The organism is Ancylobacter sp. WKF20 (assembly GCF_029760895.1).
Classification (GTDB): domain Bacteria; phylum Pseudomonadota; class Alphaproteobacteria; order Rhizobiales; family Xanthobacteraceae; genus Ancylobacter.
Window position 1 is genome coordinate 2,259,791 of record NZ_CP121679.1, and the last position, 15,245, is coordinate 2,275,035.

The 15,245-nt window shown below is 64.9% G+C and carries 11 protein-coding genes; 4 read left to right on the top strand and 7 right to left on the bottom strand.

Annotation, left to right across the window (positions count from 1 at the left end; translation table 11 throughout):
* Positions 1-17: 17 nt before the first annotated feature.
* Entirely contained in the window at positions 18-1,874 is a 1,857-nt protein-coding gene (locus AncyloWKF20_RS10540) for an FkbM family methyltransferase (protein WP_279317792.1), read from the top strand.
* Between the two features lie 100 nt (positions 1,875-1,974).
* Here the strand turns inward: AncyloWKF20_RS10540 and AncyloWKF20_RS10545 are convergent, their stop codons facing one another.
* The 3 genes from AncyloWKF20_RS10545 to AncyloWKF20_RS10555 all read right to left on the bottom strand — a co-directional run bounded on the left by AncyloWKF20_RS10545 (position 1,975) and on the right by AncyloWKF20_RS10555 (position 8,615).
* Entirely contained in the window at positions 1,975-3,369 is a 1,395-nt protein-coding gene (locus AncyloWKF20_RS10545; RefSeq protein ID WP_279317793.1) for an HlyD family type I secretion periplasmic adaptor subunit, read from the bottom strand.
* Positions 3,370-3,377: 8 nt separating this feature from the next.
* The gene (locus AncyloWKF20_RS10550; RefSeq protein WP_279317794.1) at positions 3,378-5,150 is read right to left on the bottom strand and encodes a type I secretion system permease/ATPase; all 1,773 of its coding nucleotides are present in this window, start codon (positions 5,148-5,150) and stop codon (positions 3,378-3,380) included.
* 96 nt (positions 5,151-5,246) lie between these two features.
* On the bottom strand, positions 5,247-8,615 hold the full coding sequence (locus AncyloWKF20_RS10555) for a hypothetical protein (protein WP_279317795.1): 3,369 nt from the start codon (positions 8,613-8,615) through the stop codon (positions 5,247-5,249).
* Positions 8,616-8,872: 257 nt separating this feature from the next.
* Between AncyloWKF20_RS10555 and AncyloWKF20_RS10560 the strand changes: the two genes are divergently transcribed.
* The gene (locus tag AncyloWKF20_RS10560) at positions 8,873-9,481 is read left to right on the top strand and encodes a TetR/AcrR family transcriptional regulator (RefSeq protein WP_279317796.1); all 609 of its coding nucleotides are present in this window, start codon (positions 8,873-8,875) and stop codon (positions 9,479-9,481) included.
* A gap of 109 nt (positions 9,482-9,590) precedes the next feature.
* Here AncyloWKF20_RS10560 and AncyloWKF20_RS10565 read toward each other — a convergent pair whose 3' ends face one another.
* The 4 genes from AncyloWKF20_RS10565 to AncyloWKF20_RS10580 all read right to left on the bottom strand — a co-directional run bounded on the left by AncyloWKF20_RS10565 (position 9,591) and on the right by AncyloWKF20_RS10580 (position 13,317).
* Positions 9,591-10,775 carry a thiolase family protein gene (locus AncyloWKF20_RS10565; protein ID WP_279317797.1) on the bottom strand — a complete coding sequence of 395 codons (1,185 nt, stop codon included), beginning with the start codon at positions 10,773-10,775 and terminating at the stop codon, positions 9,591-9,593.
* 30 nt (positions 10,776-10,805) lie between these two features.
* The gene (locus AncyloWKF20_RS10570) at positions 10,806-12,113 is read right to left on the bottom strand and encodes an MFS transporter (RefSeq protein ID WP_279317798.1); all 1,308 of its coding nucleotides are present in this window, start codon (positions 12,111-12,113) and stop codon (positions 10,806-10,808) included.
* A 70-nt stretch (positions 12,114-12,183) separates the two neighbouring features.
* The gene (locus tag AncyloWKF20_RS10575) at positions 12,184-12,624 is read right to left on the bottom strand and encodes a MarR family transcriptional regulator (RefSeq protein ID WP_279317799.1); all 441 of its coding nucleotides are present in this window, start codon (positions 12,622-12,624) and stop codon (positions 12,184-12,186) included.
* A gap of 135 nt (positions 12,625-12,759) precedes the next feature.
* Positions 12,760-13,317, bottom strand: coding sequence for a TetR/AcrR family transcriptional regulator (locus AncyloWKF20_RS10580; protein WP_279317800.1), 558 nt, complete (start codon positions 13,315-13,317; stop codon positions 12,760-12,762).
* 110 nt (positions 13,318-13,427) lie between these two features.
* Between AncyloWKF20_RS10580 and AncyloWKF20_RS10585 the strand changes: the two genes are divergently transcribed.
* On the top strand, positions 13,428-14,210 hold the full coding sequence (locus AncyloWKF20_RS10585) for an SDR family oxidoreductase (RefSeq protein WP_279317801.1): 783 nt from the start codon (positions 13,428-13,430) through the stop codon (positions 14,208-14,210).
* A 90-nt stretch (positions 14,211-14,300) separates the two neighbouring features.
* On the top strand, positions 14,301-15,185 hold the full coding sequence (locus tag AncyloWKF20_RS10590) for an alpha/beta hydrolase (RefSeq protein WP_279317802.1): 885 nt from the start codon (positions 14,301-14,303) through the stop codon (positions 15,183-15,185).
* The last annotated feature ends 60 nt before the right edge of the window (positions 15,186-15,245 follow it).

Sequence of the window (15,245 nt, forward strand, 5' to 3'; positions counted from 1 at the left end):
TGGCCACTGGAAAGTTGATGTCCGCTACGAACGAAACAAATCGTACGACTGAGACTGTAAACGGTGTTTACGGCCCGATCACATTCTTCTCTTCCGACCGGGTAATTGGCACCGCGCTGCGGCGCTATGGGGAATGGGCTGAGAACGAGATCCGATTCCTGGCAAACTTCATATCTGAGGGAGGTACTGTCCTCGATATTGGTAGCTTCATCGGCACACATGCCCTGGCCTTCAGTCACAGGGTCGGGCCGACCGGAACGGTCCACTGCTTCGAGCCGCAGCCGGCCGCGTTCGAGCTGCTCGTTGCGAATGTCACGGCCAATGGCTGCGACCAGGCCATTCTGCATCGGGCGGTACTGGGGGAGATCGCCGGCCAGTCGACGCTTGAGCCGAGAGCCATCGGCTCGGCAACCAATGCCGGTGGGCCAGGCATCAGTGACACGAATGCCGAATGGGCGGGCGCCGGTCTGGGCGATGTCGAGACGATTGATGCCTTGGGATTGGCGGCCTGCGATCTGATCAAATGCCACGGGGAGGGCGTGGAGCAGGCTGTCCTGCGCGGTGGCGCGACGACCATCCGTGCTCTTCGGCCCGTCATCTATTGCCCGGCGAGTTCACTCGACGGGGCGGTCAAGGCGACGCAGATTTTCTGGCAGCTTGGCTATCGCGTTTACGTGCTTATCGTGGACCCCTTCAATCCCGCGAATTTCTTCGCTTCACCCCAGAATATCTTCGGTGATGCGCGGGAGATCGGCCTCGTCGGTCTGATGCCGGAACAGGAAGAAAAGCTGGAAGATCTGAGCAGTTCCTGCTGGGAGATTCATCCCGTGGAGACGCTCGATGATCTCGCCTATGCGATGCTTCATAAAGCGCACTCTGTCGACGACGTGCTTCGCGCCCGGCGCGCGGCGGCAATGGGCGGCAGCGTTGTATCGGCGCCGCACCACCGATCGACACTGAACGAACTCGATACCGCGCCGCGTCAGGTAGAGGCCCTCCAGGATCAGCTGCGGAGACTTCGCTCCGAGCTTCATGAGAGCCTCGCGCGGTCGCGATCTGAGGCCGAGGAACTGTCGGCGCTTCGCCGGCAGGTCCCCGGTCTTCGCAGGCAACTTCAGGCGAGCGAGCAGAAAGCCGAGCAGTTGAGCCGCGATCTGCGGCGGTTGCGCCGATCAAATGTCTTTCGGGTGTTCCGAACCCTCATCGACACGGAAATGAATGTTCGAGACCGGCTCAAGCAGCGCCGCGCCACGCGCGCCCCGGTGCCGGCGGAGGATGCGGGCGACGAAGCGGTGGCGGGTGTGTCCGAAGCGCTCTCTTCTGCACCCGCGGCACATCCCATCACGCTTGTGACGGTCGGCCGTGGCGTCGTTCCCGTGGACATGCCGCCGGTTGAGGCTCCCACCCTGCTTATGGTCGCGTCCGCCGACGCGATGAACGGCAAGGGGCTGCGCGACTTCATCAGGTTCGCCTGGCCCATCATCCGCGAGGCCGTGCCGGAGGCGGAACTCTGTGTCGCGGGGGCGGTCGGGCAGGAGCTTTCGGGCCACGAGCCGGGTGTGACGGCGCTGGGGTGCGTCGCTGATGTGACCCCCCTCTACCTTCGGAGCCGGGTGGTCATCAACCCCGCCGTGGCGGGCACCGACGTCAAGATCAAGACCTTGGAAGCGCTCAACCATCTCCGGCCGATCGTGCTGTGGCCATCCGGCCGGGAGGGTCTTCATCCCGACCTCGCCAGGCACTGCGTATGCGTCGAGGACTGGTTCCAATACGCGGAAGCCGTGATCGAGCTGTTGAAAAACAGCGATCTGGCCGACGAAATACAGGCGTCGCGCGACCAGATCCGGGATCTCCTATCGGAAGACGTCAACTAACGAGACTTCCGGCGTGCGCGTGAGGGCCGTATTGGCCATGCGCGGCGATGAGGCACGAGGGCTCTTCAGCCTTCTCGCGTCGATCCGGTACGCATAGGCATCAGCGGTCCCGCATGGCGTGGGAGAAGGCATCCGTCAGGGGGCGCGTGAGATAGCTCAGCACGCTGCGCTCGCCGGTACTGAAGATGACTTCCGCCGGCATGCCCGGGCGCAGGCGGGCCTTCAGATCGTCGGGAACATCGGTCTGCGCGATCGACACCACGGCCTGGAAATAGGGCTGCTGGGTGGCCTCGTCGATCAGCCGGTCCGGCGACACGCTCTGCAGCTGGCCGAGAATGAGCGGCGTGGTGCGCGAATGAAAGGCGGGAAAGCGGATCTCGACGCCGGTCACCCCGTCATGCAGCCGGTCAATATCGGTAGTGGGAACCCGCGCATCGACGATCAGATCCTCCTGCTGCGGCACGATCTCCAACAGCGTCTCGCCCGGCTTCACCACCGCACCGCGCGTGCGCACGCTCGGGTTGATGTTCTGGACAATTCCCGCTCGTGGTGCGCGAAGGTCGATGCGATTGAGGACGTTTTCCGAGACCGCCAGTTTCTCACGGGTATCGGAAATCTGCCGGCGGGTCTCCACCAGCTGGGCCGTGACTTCCTCGCGCTGGCGCTGCTGCAGATCCTGTATCTGCAGCTTGACCTCGCCGACGGAATTGAACGCCTTGGCGATCTCGGCCGTGTTCCGGCCGACAAGCCCGTCGAGGCGCGAGCGTTCGCGTTGGAGCTCAGCGAGGCGCGGTTTCGAGACCAGCCCCTTGCTGCTCAGCGCGCTGATGCCATCCAGTTCGTCGTCAATGTAGAAAAGCTGCTTGTCGAGCGCCTGCCGCTCCCGGTTCAGCCCCTGTATCTCCCGGTTCACCTGCTCCGCTCGGCTGTTGAGGATCGCGATTTTGCTGTCGAGAGAGGCCTTGCGATCGCGGAACTGCGTGAGCTGGTCATTGAGGACCGCCCTGACCGCGGGATCGTCCGCGCGCTCCTCGAGTTCGGCGGGGAAGGTCACTGTCTCCGCATGCGTCTGTTCCGCCTGCAGGCGCGCCTCGATCGCCAGCAGCGTATCGAGCTGCGTGCGCTGGACGACATAGGCCGACCGCGAGGTCGTCGGATCGAGGCGGAACAGCAGATCACCGGCTTCGACGCTGTCACCATCCTTCACCGCGATGTCGGCGATGATCCCGCCTTCCAGATGCTGAACGACCTGCCGCCGGCTCTCGACCGAGACTACTCCCGTCGCCATGACCGCGCTGTCGATCTCCGCCATCACCGCCCAGAGGCCGCCCAGCCCGAAGGTCAGCAGGATCACCGCATAGCCGATGAGGGCGATGGGACGGATATCGCTGCTGATCCGCGGCGGCTTGGCCGGCGCGTCGGTCAGAGCCGTGGTCGCGGACGGTGCCGTGGTCCCTGACGCGCGCGGGGGATCCTGATCGAGCGTGAACGCCATGTCCGACCTCACCCCTCTCCGGCTGCGGCGTTGCCCGCCGACCGGCCGGTCGACGGAGCCGTAGCTGGTGCCGCGACGAGGCGTGGCGCGCGCAGCTTGGCGAGCACTTCGTCGCGCGGACCGAAGCCGCTCATCACCCCTTCATTGAGGACCAGAACCACATCGCAAAGGCTGAGCATGCTCGCCACATGCGTAATCAGCACGACGGTGCGTCCAGTGCGAGCAAGCTCCTGCACGGCGCGGATCAGCGCCTGCTCGCCGGCCGCGTCGAGGCTGGAATTGGGCTCGTCGAGCACCACCAAGGCCGGCAGATCGTAGAGCGCGCGGGCGAGAGCGATGCGCTGGCGCTGGCCGCCGGAGAGCGACGCGCCCGCTTCGCCAATATCCGTGGCATAGCCGCGCGGCAGCCGCTGGATGATTTCATGGGTGCCGGCGATCTGCGCCGCCTGCACCACCTTCGCGTCATCGCGCGCGCTGAATCGGCCGATATTGTCGGCGACGGTGCCGTGAAACAGCTCGACATCCTGCGGCAGATAGCCGAGGCGTGGGCCGAGCTGGTCGGGATCCCAGTGCCGCAGATCCGATCCGTCCAGCCTCACCGTTCCCGCCGTCGGTTGCCAGGCGCCGACGATGAGGCGGGCCAGCGACGACTTTCCCGCCGCGCTGGGGCCGATGATGCCGAGTACCTTTCCCGCCGGCAGCGAGAAGCTGATGCCGCGCAGCACCGGAACGTCGGTGCCAGGCGCATGGGCGAAAACGTTCTCCATCTGCAGGGCGCCCTTGGGGTCCGGCAGGCGGATGGCGGGCGCTTCCTCCGGCACGGCGCGCAGCATGTCCTGCACCCGGCGAAAGGCCGAGTGTGCCCCCAGCAGGGCCTTCCAGTTGCCGATCGCCATCTCGATCGGCTGGGTGCAGCGGCCGACGATGATCGAGCCGGCGATGATCACACCCGGCGAAATCTCCCGCTGAATGGCGAGATAGGCGCCGAGGCCGAGGATCAGGCTCTGGGTGAGCAGGCGGTTGTAATGCGAGGCCGCCAGCAGCAGGCCGCGCCGGTCCATCGCCTCGGCCTGCGAGGCCAGTGCGGTGTCGCGGCGCTCTCCCCATTGCGCCCGCAGATTGCCCAGCATGCCCATGGGCCGCAGCACCTCGGCATTGCGGAAGGTGGTGATCGCCTGATTGGCGGCGGACATGCCGGCGCGGGTGGCCTCATCGAACAGACCGCGCGTCCAGCGGTCATTGACGAAAGCGAGGGCGCCGGACAGCAGGCAACTCACCACGGCGATGGCGCCGTACCAGGGGCTGAGCGCAGTGGCGACGAGGATGTAGATCGGCACCCAGGGCAGGTCACACAGGACGATCAGTCCGCTCGACAGATAGTCACGGACGGTATCGACGTCGCGCAGCGCCTGCGTATGGGCGGAGGACGGCCGGCGCAGGCAGGCGCGATGCACCGCGTTGAACACAGGACCGGCGACCTCGCGGTCGAAGCCAAGGCCCGCCCGGACCAGAAGCGACGCGCGCAGCCATTCGAGGATGGCGCTGACCGCATAGAGAAAGGCGATCAGCAGCGTGAGCACGGCCAGCGTCGACAGGTTGCGGCTGCTCAGCACGCGGTCATAGATCTGCATCATGTAGATCGGGCCGGCGAGGCCGAGCACATTGATGAAGAAGCTGAAGACGATGACGGCCGTAAAGCCACGGCGGGCGGAGCGCAGGGCGGCGGTCAGCGCGGTCCCGGTCTTTTCCGTCGGCCCCGACTGGCCCCGATGCGCGAACACGTAACGCCCCCTCAATCTCGCTTTCCGCTCGCCTCACAGGCCGACCGGACATCCGCGAGAACTCTCTACGCGAGGCGCCTGCCTCAGCTGACGCATTCAGAAGATCGACTGCATGGGCGTCAGCCTCATCGCCATGTCGTTGTAGTCGAAATCCGAATTCTGCGCGGCGGTGAGATCCTCAAAGCCGAACATGTTCTCGCCGAATATGCGGATGTATTCGTGGCCGCCGGAATTGCCGGTGCCCGGCACGAAGATATCGCCATTCTGCGTCAGCAGAACCGGCGCGTAGTAACCATCACTGCCCTGGACGGTCCACGTCCGGTCGATCGACGTCTGCCCGCCGCGTGCCACCAGGAAGCCGGGATCGAGATTGTCGACCACCGCGGCGCGAAAGGCGTCGTTATTGCCATAGGCGACGCCGTCGACACTCAGATTACCCTGCGCGTCCATGTCGAAACGCACGAAGCCCAGCGTGTTGGTGTTGGCGGAACTGCCGGTCAGTTCCACCTCGATCATGGCGCCATGGGTGAGATAGACCAGCGCCTCGTCATAGCGGTGCTGGGCCGAGGCGAGCTCGGCGGCCGCGTCGAGCGTGTTGTCGGTCACAGCCGAGAGCCGGAAACTCCCGACGTCGATCTCGGCGCTACCGTCGGCCTGAACGTTGATCGTGACGTTGGGCGCCATATCGATGGCGCCGCTGCCCGCCTTCACCGCAAAGCGCAATTCTTGGCCGAGCCCGAGATACACCATCTGCGACCCGGAAAGGAGCTGCGCATCGGAATCGCTCAGGATGTTGCCGATGTTCCCGAGCGCGGCGTCCGCCAAGGTGACGCCGGGCCCAATGGTGCCATCGCGGGCAACGAGATTGCCGCTCGCATCGGTGGCGTAAAGGATGAGTGTGGCATCCGGGGGAAGACCGCCGCTTCCGATGGACAGCGTCTGAAGATAAATCCAGTTGCCGGCGACGCCCGCGCCACCCCCATCAAGCGCAAGCCCTACCCCGCTGGTGGCGGCAAGCAGGTCGACCTCCGCGACGTTGACCGTGAAGTTCAGCGTGCTGGATGTGGGAGTCAGCGGGTTGGCGAAAGTGGTGTCGCTGGAGAGGTACTCGATAAAGGTAGCCGTATAAGTGCCGTTGCCGAAATTATGCGTGCCGGAGAGCCACTGCCCGTCAATGTCGCCAATGGCCGCCACTGGCATCAGGGAGGTGCCGGCAAAGGTCAGCCGGGCGAGGTTTCCGGCGCCGATCTTGTTGCTGTACTGGCTGATCCAGGACGACCCGATGGTGTCGCCACTGCCATTGGTCGTCCAGGCCAGCGGGTTGTAGCCCGTCCAGCCAAAGGCGAGTTCGCCCGACTGCAACGTGGCAACCGGCGCGGTGGTCGTGGTCTGCCCGGTTCCAGCGACGAAACTGCCGCTGGACATATCGCCGACCACCGCAGCGGTCGGCAGCGTGCTGTTGCCGTAGAGGCTGTGGAAAATCGAGAGCGCATCGGGAAGATTGGTGGTCAGCAGCGAGGCATCGATGGTCGAGGTCGCCGCGTAAAGGAAGTCCACCGAGAAGGTGAGGATGGTGGAAGCGCTGCTCGCCTGCGGCGCGACGATCGCCAGCCCATCCACCGCCAGCGAGCCGGCCTGCCCGGAATAGGCAGGGTTCACGAACAGCGAGCCGGAGGTCGTGGCGTAGAGGTTGAAGGTCTTGGCGTTCGCCGCCGTGCCGCCGGGATCGTCCACATCGTGGACGACGAGCTGATACCAGGCGACGCCATTGGCGGGGGCGGGAGGATTGGTAATCACCAGCGCGCCGGTGGTCTGCGCGTTCCCGCCGGCGCTGACGGAGAAGGTGCCGTCGCCGTTCTGGACGATGGTCCAGTCGTCCCACAGGCTGCCGGGATTGCCGGTGCTCGTATTCGCCGCGGCGGAAAGTTCGAGTTCCTGCCAGCCATCGGCGGTCTGGAACCGCAGCGTGATGCTCGCGACCGTGTCGTCGAGCATCACCATCTGGTTGAAGAAATTCAGCCCGATGCTGATGCCGGAGGCGGTGGCCACCGCCGGATCGAACGTCGCGTTGATGTAATTGTCGATGGTGGGCGTGACATAGCCCGTGGGCGTCTCGCTGTCGTCGAAGATGGTCAGGTTGATATTGGAGACGTCGGTCTGGCTGTAGGGGCTGTACAGGCTGATGAGCGGCCCGCCATTGCTGTAGGCCGACATCAGATTGTCGGAATAGTTCGACCCGTAGGAATTGGTGTTGAGGAAGAAAAGGTTCGAGTAGGGGTCGACATGGTCGGGCACATCGCCGCCCGCGAGATTGCGGCCGAAGGCGTAGGTCGGATCCCAGTTGGAATTGTTGCTGAGATTGATCGCCTGCGTCACGCCGGAATTCAGCGACGTGCCGCTCATGCCGATATAGCCAGCGGAGAACCCGGTGAGCAGCTGGGTGAGAACCTCGCCCCACTGGTTGTTGGCGCCGGTGTTCATCGCGCCGGGCGAGAGCGCGATATTGTAGGGCGTGGACGAGGTCGGGTCGGAATAAATGTAGGCCGAGCCCAGCGTCGAATAGATGCTGTTGGCGAGCTGGTCCGGCGTGATCTGGATGTAGCCCTGGATCTGGCTGAAGCCGGCAATCGTGCTGTAGCCGGAAATCTGGCTGTCCGTCGGTGAAAGCCAGAAGGTGCCGACGGTGCTGTCCGCGTTCTGATGCGTCGGATCCCAGGTCAGCTCGTAGCTGTAATAGCCGGCGTTGTGATAGACGTTGTTGGCGTCGACGGCGCCGTTGAAGAAGCCGGAGATGAAGACGCCGGTGGTCCCCGACTGCGTCTGCAGGCTGTCGATATAGGTGTCCCAGTCGCTCGCCTGAAACGACGTCGAGCCGGAACCGGGCACGACAGCCGTGGCCGGCCCGATGGCCATCCGGTTGTCGCCGGCGAGCGCGCCGTCCGTGTAGGTGTAGATGACGCCGGTGGCGGTGCCGGAGAGATCGGTGAAGAAGGTGCTGCCCGAGACGTTGTAGCCGCGCGTGTCGGTGGCCCGCACCACATTCGACCCGTCCTGATACTCGACCTCCACCTCCATCGGCAGGCCGAAGCTCTCCACCGATGTCAGGTTGCCGGCGTCGCCCGTCTGACCTTCCAGCGAGAATTCGAAGCTGTCATAGCGCACGCCCCAGGTGGCTGCGTTGGCCCAGTTGATATCGGCCTGGTCCTGGATCAGTGAGGTCAGGTCGTAGGGCTCGGAGCTGTCCTGGCTCTGGATCAGAAAATAGATCTTGCCCGCCGGCATGGTCGGCAGGTTGATGATGTAGGTGCCCGTGCCCTGGAGGCCGCCGTTATCGACCAGTGTCGTGAAGTTCGCCGCGCCACTCGTGTCGAAATAGACCGCATAGGCGGACACGCCGTTGCTCGCGCCGCCGGCAGTGAGCGTGGACTGGAGGGTCGCAGTCAGATTGAGCGTCAGCGTCGTCAACGGCCACTCTCCCGCCTCGATCCTGGACCCGTCCCAGTTCTCGCAAGCCTGCCAGGAACGATGAGGCTACCCCAAGGTAATCCAATGGTGAAGCGGCATTGAATACGACGACAAGCTTGCGTAGCGCTGGAGCGCGCGATGGGCAGCGCGTAAAGAGGCTCACAAGGGCCGGAAACGCCAAACTCCGGCGGGTTCGGGTCAGCCCCGGCTCTGTGCAGCCAACAGACATTTGTCACTAACTGACTTTTATGACATAATTGAAATCTGTTCCGCAAAAAGGGGTCGCTGTGGGTCTTCGAGAGCGCAAGAAAGATAGGACCCGCGCCGATCTACTGGCGGTCGCGCTTGAGCTTTTCGACAAGCAGGGTTTTGCAGAGACCACGATTAACCAGATCGCCGATGCGGTTGATGTCTCGCCTCGGACACTCCTGCGCTATTTTTCCACCAAGGAAGATATCGTCGTAAGCTGGGTCGAAGAGGGAATGTCCGTCTTCATCTCTAGCCTCGCGGATCGGCCGACCAGCGAAGCCGCGCATGTCTCTCTGCTCGCGAGTGCGCGCGCAATGTTGGCGCACTACCAAACCCAGGCCAGCTTTTATCTGACGATCGAGCGCACGATTGCCTCTTCGTCGGCGATCCGTGCGCGCAAGCTGGAAATGTCCTCCCAGCTCGCGGAGCAGGTGACGCAGTTGCTGAAGGAGCGAAGCGGTTCGTCCGGTGCCGGCGATTGGCACGCCGTGCTTTACCCGGCGGTGGTCTTTTCCGTGCTGAGAATTGTGATCGGCCGCTGGGTCGAGGACAACGGAAACCGCCCGCTGCTTGAGCTGTTTGACGAGGCTAGTGCGCTCATACGCTTCGGCGATTGATAACCGCCGCGCTCATATTCGGGAGTGACCGATGCTGAACGGTCATTCTCACCGGGAAGAGGCTAACGCCGTTACCGGCTAGCCGTGGCACAATTCACCGAGCCGCGGCTCACAGAGCCTCCAGAGCCAGAGCGATACCCTGGCCGCCGCCAATGCACAGGGTGACGACACCGCGGGTGAGGCCATCGCGGCGCATGGCATACAGCAGACGTGTCACGAGGATCGCCCCGGTCGCGCCGATCGGATGGCCGTGCGCGATGGCGCCACCGTCGACGTTCACGATGTCCTCGGGCAGGCCGAGTTGACGCGCCACGGCGATGGGCACAGCCGCGAAGGCCTCGTTGATCTCGATCCGCTCGACATCGCCCAGCGCCCAGCCGGCTCGCGCCAGCGCCTTATGCACAGCCGGCACGGGGCCGAGGCCGAACATGCCCGGCTCGACGGCGGCCACGCCATAGCCGGCGATCCTGCCCATGGGCTCCAGCCCCTGTCGTTCGGCAAAGCCGCGCTCCGCCACAATCATGGCGGCGGCGGCGCTGTTGAGCCCCGGCGCATTGCCGGCGGTGATGCTGCCCTCCGGCCGGAAGGCGGGGCGCAGTCTCGCGAGCGTATCCACCGTGGTGTCCGGCCGCGGCGCCTCGTCCACGGCGAATGTCTCCGCCGCCTTGCGGCCCTTCACCTCGACGGCCACGATCTCGGGCGCGAAACGCCCATCTTTCTGGGCGGTAGCGAAGCGCTGCTGAGAGCGAGCGGCAAAAGCATCCTGCTCGGCTCGGGTGATCTGCATCTTGCTGACGAGATCTTCCGTGTGCCAGCCGGAGTGCTCGCCCGAGAAGGCGTCGTTCAGCCCATCGGTGAGCATGCTGTCGAGCACCGGTGCGGGGCCCATACGATAACCCCAGCGCCCGCCTTCGAGCAGGTAGGGCGCGCGGTCCATATTCTCCATGCCGCCGGCAATGGCGACGTCGCTACTGCCATCGGCAATGTCCTGCGCGGCGGAAACGATGGCCTGGGCGCCGGAGCCACACACACGGTTCACGGTCAACGCCGGCACGCTCACCGGCACGCCGCCGCCGATGGCCGCTTGACGCGCCGGGTTCATGCGATTTCCCGCCTGCACCACATTGCCCATGAACACGCCGCCCAACAGGGCTGGATCGAGGCCGGACCGCCGCAGCGTCTCCCGCACCGCCACGGCGCCGAGTTCGGTCGCGGGTGTTCCCTTCAACGTGCCATTATAGCCGCCGATCGCCGTACGAACCGGAGACGAGAGAACGATTTCAGAGCTGCGCATGGGTCTCTCCATGGGTCATCATCAGCGGTATCAGAACGGTGCAGGCGCCAGCCTGCGCTCGCGCACCGCCACGATGGCGAGTGACGCGGCCAGGCACAGCAGGCCGGCGATGAAGAAAGCGGGAAGATAGGTCTGGTAGAACGTGCGGCTGAAGCCAGCCCCGTAAGCGGCGGCGGCGGCCCCGAGCTGATGACCGGCGAAAATCCAGCCGAACACGAGATTCGCGCGGTCGCCGAACCGCTCGGCGGCGAGCTTCACCGTGGGAGGCACGGTGGCGACCCAGTCGAGGCCGTAGAAGACGGCGAAGATGGACAGGCCGTAGAAGCTGAAGTCGCTATACGTCAGATAAATGAGCGAGAGGCCGCGCAGGCCGTAATACCAGAACAGCAGCCAGCGGCTGTCGAAGCGGTCCGAGAGCCAGCCCGAGCCCACTGTCCCGATGAAATCGAACACCCCGATCATGGCCAGCATTCCTGCGGCCGTGACCGCTGCCAGCCCGTAATCCCCGCACAGCGATACGAAATGGGTCTGTACCAACCCGTTGGTGGAGGCGCCGCAGATAAAGAAGGTGCCGAACAGCACCCAGAATGTGGCGGAGCGCGAGGCATCGCGGAGCGCCAGCAGGGGCGATGCCAGCATGGTGGTCAGCGTCATCGGCTTGGGTGGCACCGCCGGCGCCTCGGTCGCGCCGTAGGGCAGCAGTCCCACATCGGACGGCCGGTCGCGCATCAGCGCGAGCACCGCCACCGCCGCCACCAAGATCATGCCCAACACGAGGCTGAGGGCGCTGCGCCAGCCGAGACTTTCGCTGAGATAGGCCAGCAACGGCAGGAAGACGAGCTGACCGGTCGCCGTACTGGCGGTCAGCAGCCCGATGACGAGCCCTCGGCGCTGCGTGAACCAGCGTGTCGCCACCGTGGCGCCCAGCACCAGCGCGGTAAGACCCGTGCCGAAGCCGACAACGAGGCCCCACAGCAGGAACAGGTGCCAGAGCTTACTCATATAGAAGGAGCCGAGCACACCGGCGGCAATCAGGCTCAAGGCCACAGTCGCCACGCGGCGCAAGCCGAACCGGTTCATGAACGCAGCCGCGAACGGCCCCATCAGCCCGAACAGCACCAGCCTCAGGGCAAAGCCGGAGGAGATGTCAGCCGTGTCCCAGCCGAACTCGGCGGACAGCGGCCCCATCAGCACGCCCGGCGCGCCGACGGCGCCGGCTGTGACCAGCATGGTCAGGAAAGTGACACCCGCCACCACCCAGCCATAATGGATGCCCCGCCGACCGAGGGCGACAGCGAGCGGTGAAACCGGAGCAGGTGGCGTTTCAGATTTGACCATCGGTGACCTTAATCACGGGCATATGCCCGCATCAGAGAAGAAAAGTGATACGCCCTGCCCCCTGGTTCGCTCAGGCCGTCTTCCGGATGTCGGGCAGCGATCCGCCGCTTTCGATCGCGTTCAACATCACGCGCAACAAGGCTATCCCCTCTTCGCCGAACCTGCCTTCGACCGCCTGCTGGCATTGCTCCCATGCGGGAATGGCCGCCGCCAGCAGGTCATGCCCCTCGCCCGTCAACGCGATGACGGCCTCGCGCTTGTCGTCATCGCCCCGACTGGTCCGCATCAGATGCCGGCGCTCGAGAACCCGCACATTGCGGCCAATGGTCGAACGGTCGAGCCCGGCGGCGCGCCCCAGCTCGCTCAGGCTGATGCGCTCGTTGCGCGCCACGGTCCGCAGCAAAGCGAACTGGGCGATATTGATGCCCAGCGGCTCCAGCGCCTCGTCATAGGAGGCACTGAGGCGTCGGGCCGCCTTTCGCAGCGCGGCACAATAGCAGGGCGAGACCATAAAGCGCGTATATACCCGCAAGGGGATCGCTGTCTACAGCCCTTGCCGCCATGCAGAAGGCCCCGGCCTTTGAACATGAGGCGATCGGCTTGCCCTTAGGATGGCCCTTAGGATGGCCCTTGGAAGATGCAGGCGTCAGCCGTCGATCTCGAGAAAGTCGCGCGCCGACGCCAGGATTTCGTCAGAAAGCGCCTCTGAATTGACGATCCGCGCCAGCACCATCGCACCGATCATCGTGGCCCAGGTGCCGATCGCGGTCACGCGCCGCTTCTCCGCATCCGCGTCACCGGCAATGCTCGTAAATGTGTCGATCTGGCGCTCGATGGCCTCGGTGAGAACCTCACGGGTGGTTCCCGGCGCCCGCGCCATTTCAGGACCGAGAGCCGCAAAGACGCAGCCGCTGCCGGGCGCGCGGCGATGCTCGGGCCGCAAATAGGCGCGGACGAAGGCGCGCAAATCGTCCGATGGCAGTGAGGGAGCCCGCGCATCCGCGGCAAACAGCTCGCCCAGAGTCGCGGAAATGAGTTCCTCCTTGCTGGAGAAGTGCCTCGGAAAGCCGCCATGGGTGAGACCGGCGCCGTCCATCACCTCGGCGACCGTGACACCCTCAAAACCCTTCTCCCGAAACAGCTTCGCGGCGGACCGCATAATCGCCTGCCGGCTCTCTGCCTTCTGCTTCTGACTGCGCGCCATTCTTCCGATCTCCCGTCAGCGAAAAATATAGATGACAGGCGTCATCTTTTCAAATAGATGATCATCATCATCTACATTCAGTCACCCTCCCACCTGTGAGAGAAGCACCCATGTCCACCGCCCTCATCACCGGCGCCTCCGGCGGTATCGGCGCCGTTTATGCGCGCCACCTGGCCGCCCGCGGTCATGACCTCGTCCTCGTGGCCCGCAGCACGGAAAAGCTGGAAGCCCTCGCGTCTGAGCTGCGCGCGGCGCACGCTGTGGCCGTCGAGATCATCACCGCCGACCTCACCGTGTCCGCCGATCTCAGCCGGGTGGAGCAGCGCCTGCGCGTCGGGACACCCGTGGATCTTCTCGTGAACAATGCCGGCGCAGCGCTGCTGGGATCATTCTCGGACGCCGATCCGGACAAGATGGAGCAGGTGCTTAGCCTCAACGTCACCGCCCCGACCCGCCTCGCCTCGGCGGCGGTCGGTGCGATGGTGGCGCGCGGGACCGGCGCGATCATCAACATCGGCTCGGTGGTCTCGCTCATGCCGGCCTATTTCCCCGGCATCTACGCGGCGACAAAGGCCTACATCCTCACACTCTCGCAGGGGCTCGCCGCGGAGTTCGGACCGAAGGGCGTCTATGTGCAGGCCGTGCTGCCAGCGGCGACCCGCACGGATATCTGGGCCAAGGCCGGTGCCGATATCGACCAGATCCCGAACGTCATGGAGGTCGATGACCTCGTCACCGCCGCCCTCGTCGGCTTTGACCGCCGCGAGCCGGTGACCATTCCCCCCTTGGCGGATGCGGGCCTGTGGGACGCGCTCGAAAACGCCCGCGCGATCTTCCCGTCCGGGCTCGGCGGCGCGCCGGCTGAGCGCTACCGCGCTCCCGCCTCGGCCTGAGCCTACACGTCTCTCACATCCAGACATTCCCGCATGGGAACCGGGCGCCACGATCACCGCTTCCCGCGATCCCAGGACAGGACACCAGAAATGACCGACCAATCCAACCATCACCTTCACGGCGCCGCCACCTCTGCCGCCGCCCGCACCCAGTTCGTGGAAAGCAACGGCCGGCGTCTTGCCTACCGCGTCGTCGGCACGGGCAAGCCGCTGGTGCTGTGCAACCGTTTTCGCGGCGTTCTCGATCTGTGGGACCCGGCGTTCATCGACGCCTTGGCCAGTCAGGGTCTCCAGGTCATCACCTTTGACTATTCCGGTCTGGGTCAGTCCACCGGTGAGGCCACCTACAACCCGTTGTCGCTCGCGAAGGACGGCCTCGATCTGATCACCGCCCTGGGGATCAAGGCTCCCGCCATCGGCGGATGGTCGATCGGCGGCATCGCCGCGCAGATCCTGCTGGCAATGACCGGCGACATAGCCAGTCATGTTGTCCTGCTGGGCACCACGCCCCCCGGCACGCTTGCGAAGTCGGGCGAGCAGCTCTTCTACGACACGGCCGCCGCTCCCGGCATCAGCCTCGACCAGTTCACAACGGTGTTCTTCGAGCCAGCCGATGCCGCAAGCCGCGAGGCGTCAAGGCGCTCCTTCGAGCGGATCACCGCCCGCACGGAAGACCGCAGCCCGGACGTTCCGGCCGAGTGGGCCATCGCCCAGATCGGGCAGGAGCCGCGCAATCCGCTGTTTCCGTCCGAGGAAATTCTTCAGCTGCTGAAGTCGACCAATGTCCCGATCCTGCATGTGGGCGGGGACCACGACATCGTGATGCCGGTCGAGAATTGGTATGCGCTGAACGGCCATCTGCCGACCCTCCAGCTCACGACCTATCCCCGCGCAGGCCACGGGCCGCACCATCAGCATCCGGAAATGGCAGCGGTCCAGATCGCCGCCTTCATTCGCAACACACGCCGAAGCTGAGGGGCGAAGATCCGCTTTTACGGCGCGCACCTGTTCTCATCACTCACATTGCCCCGACCG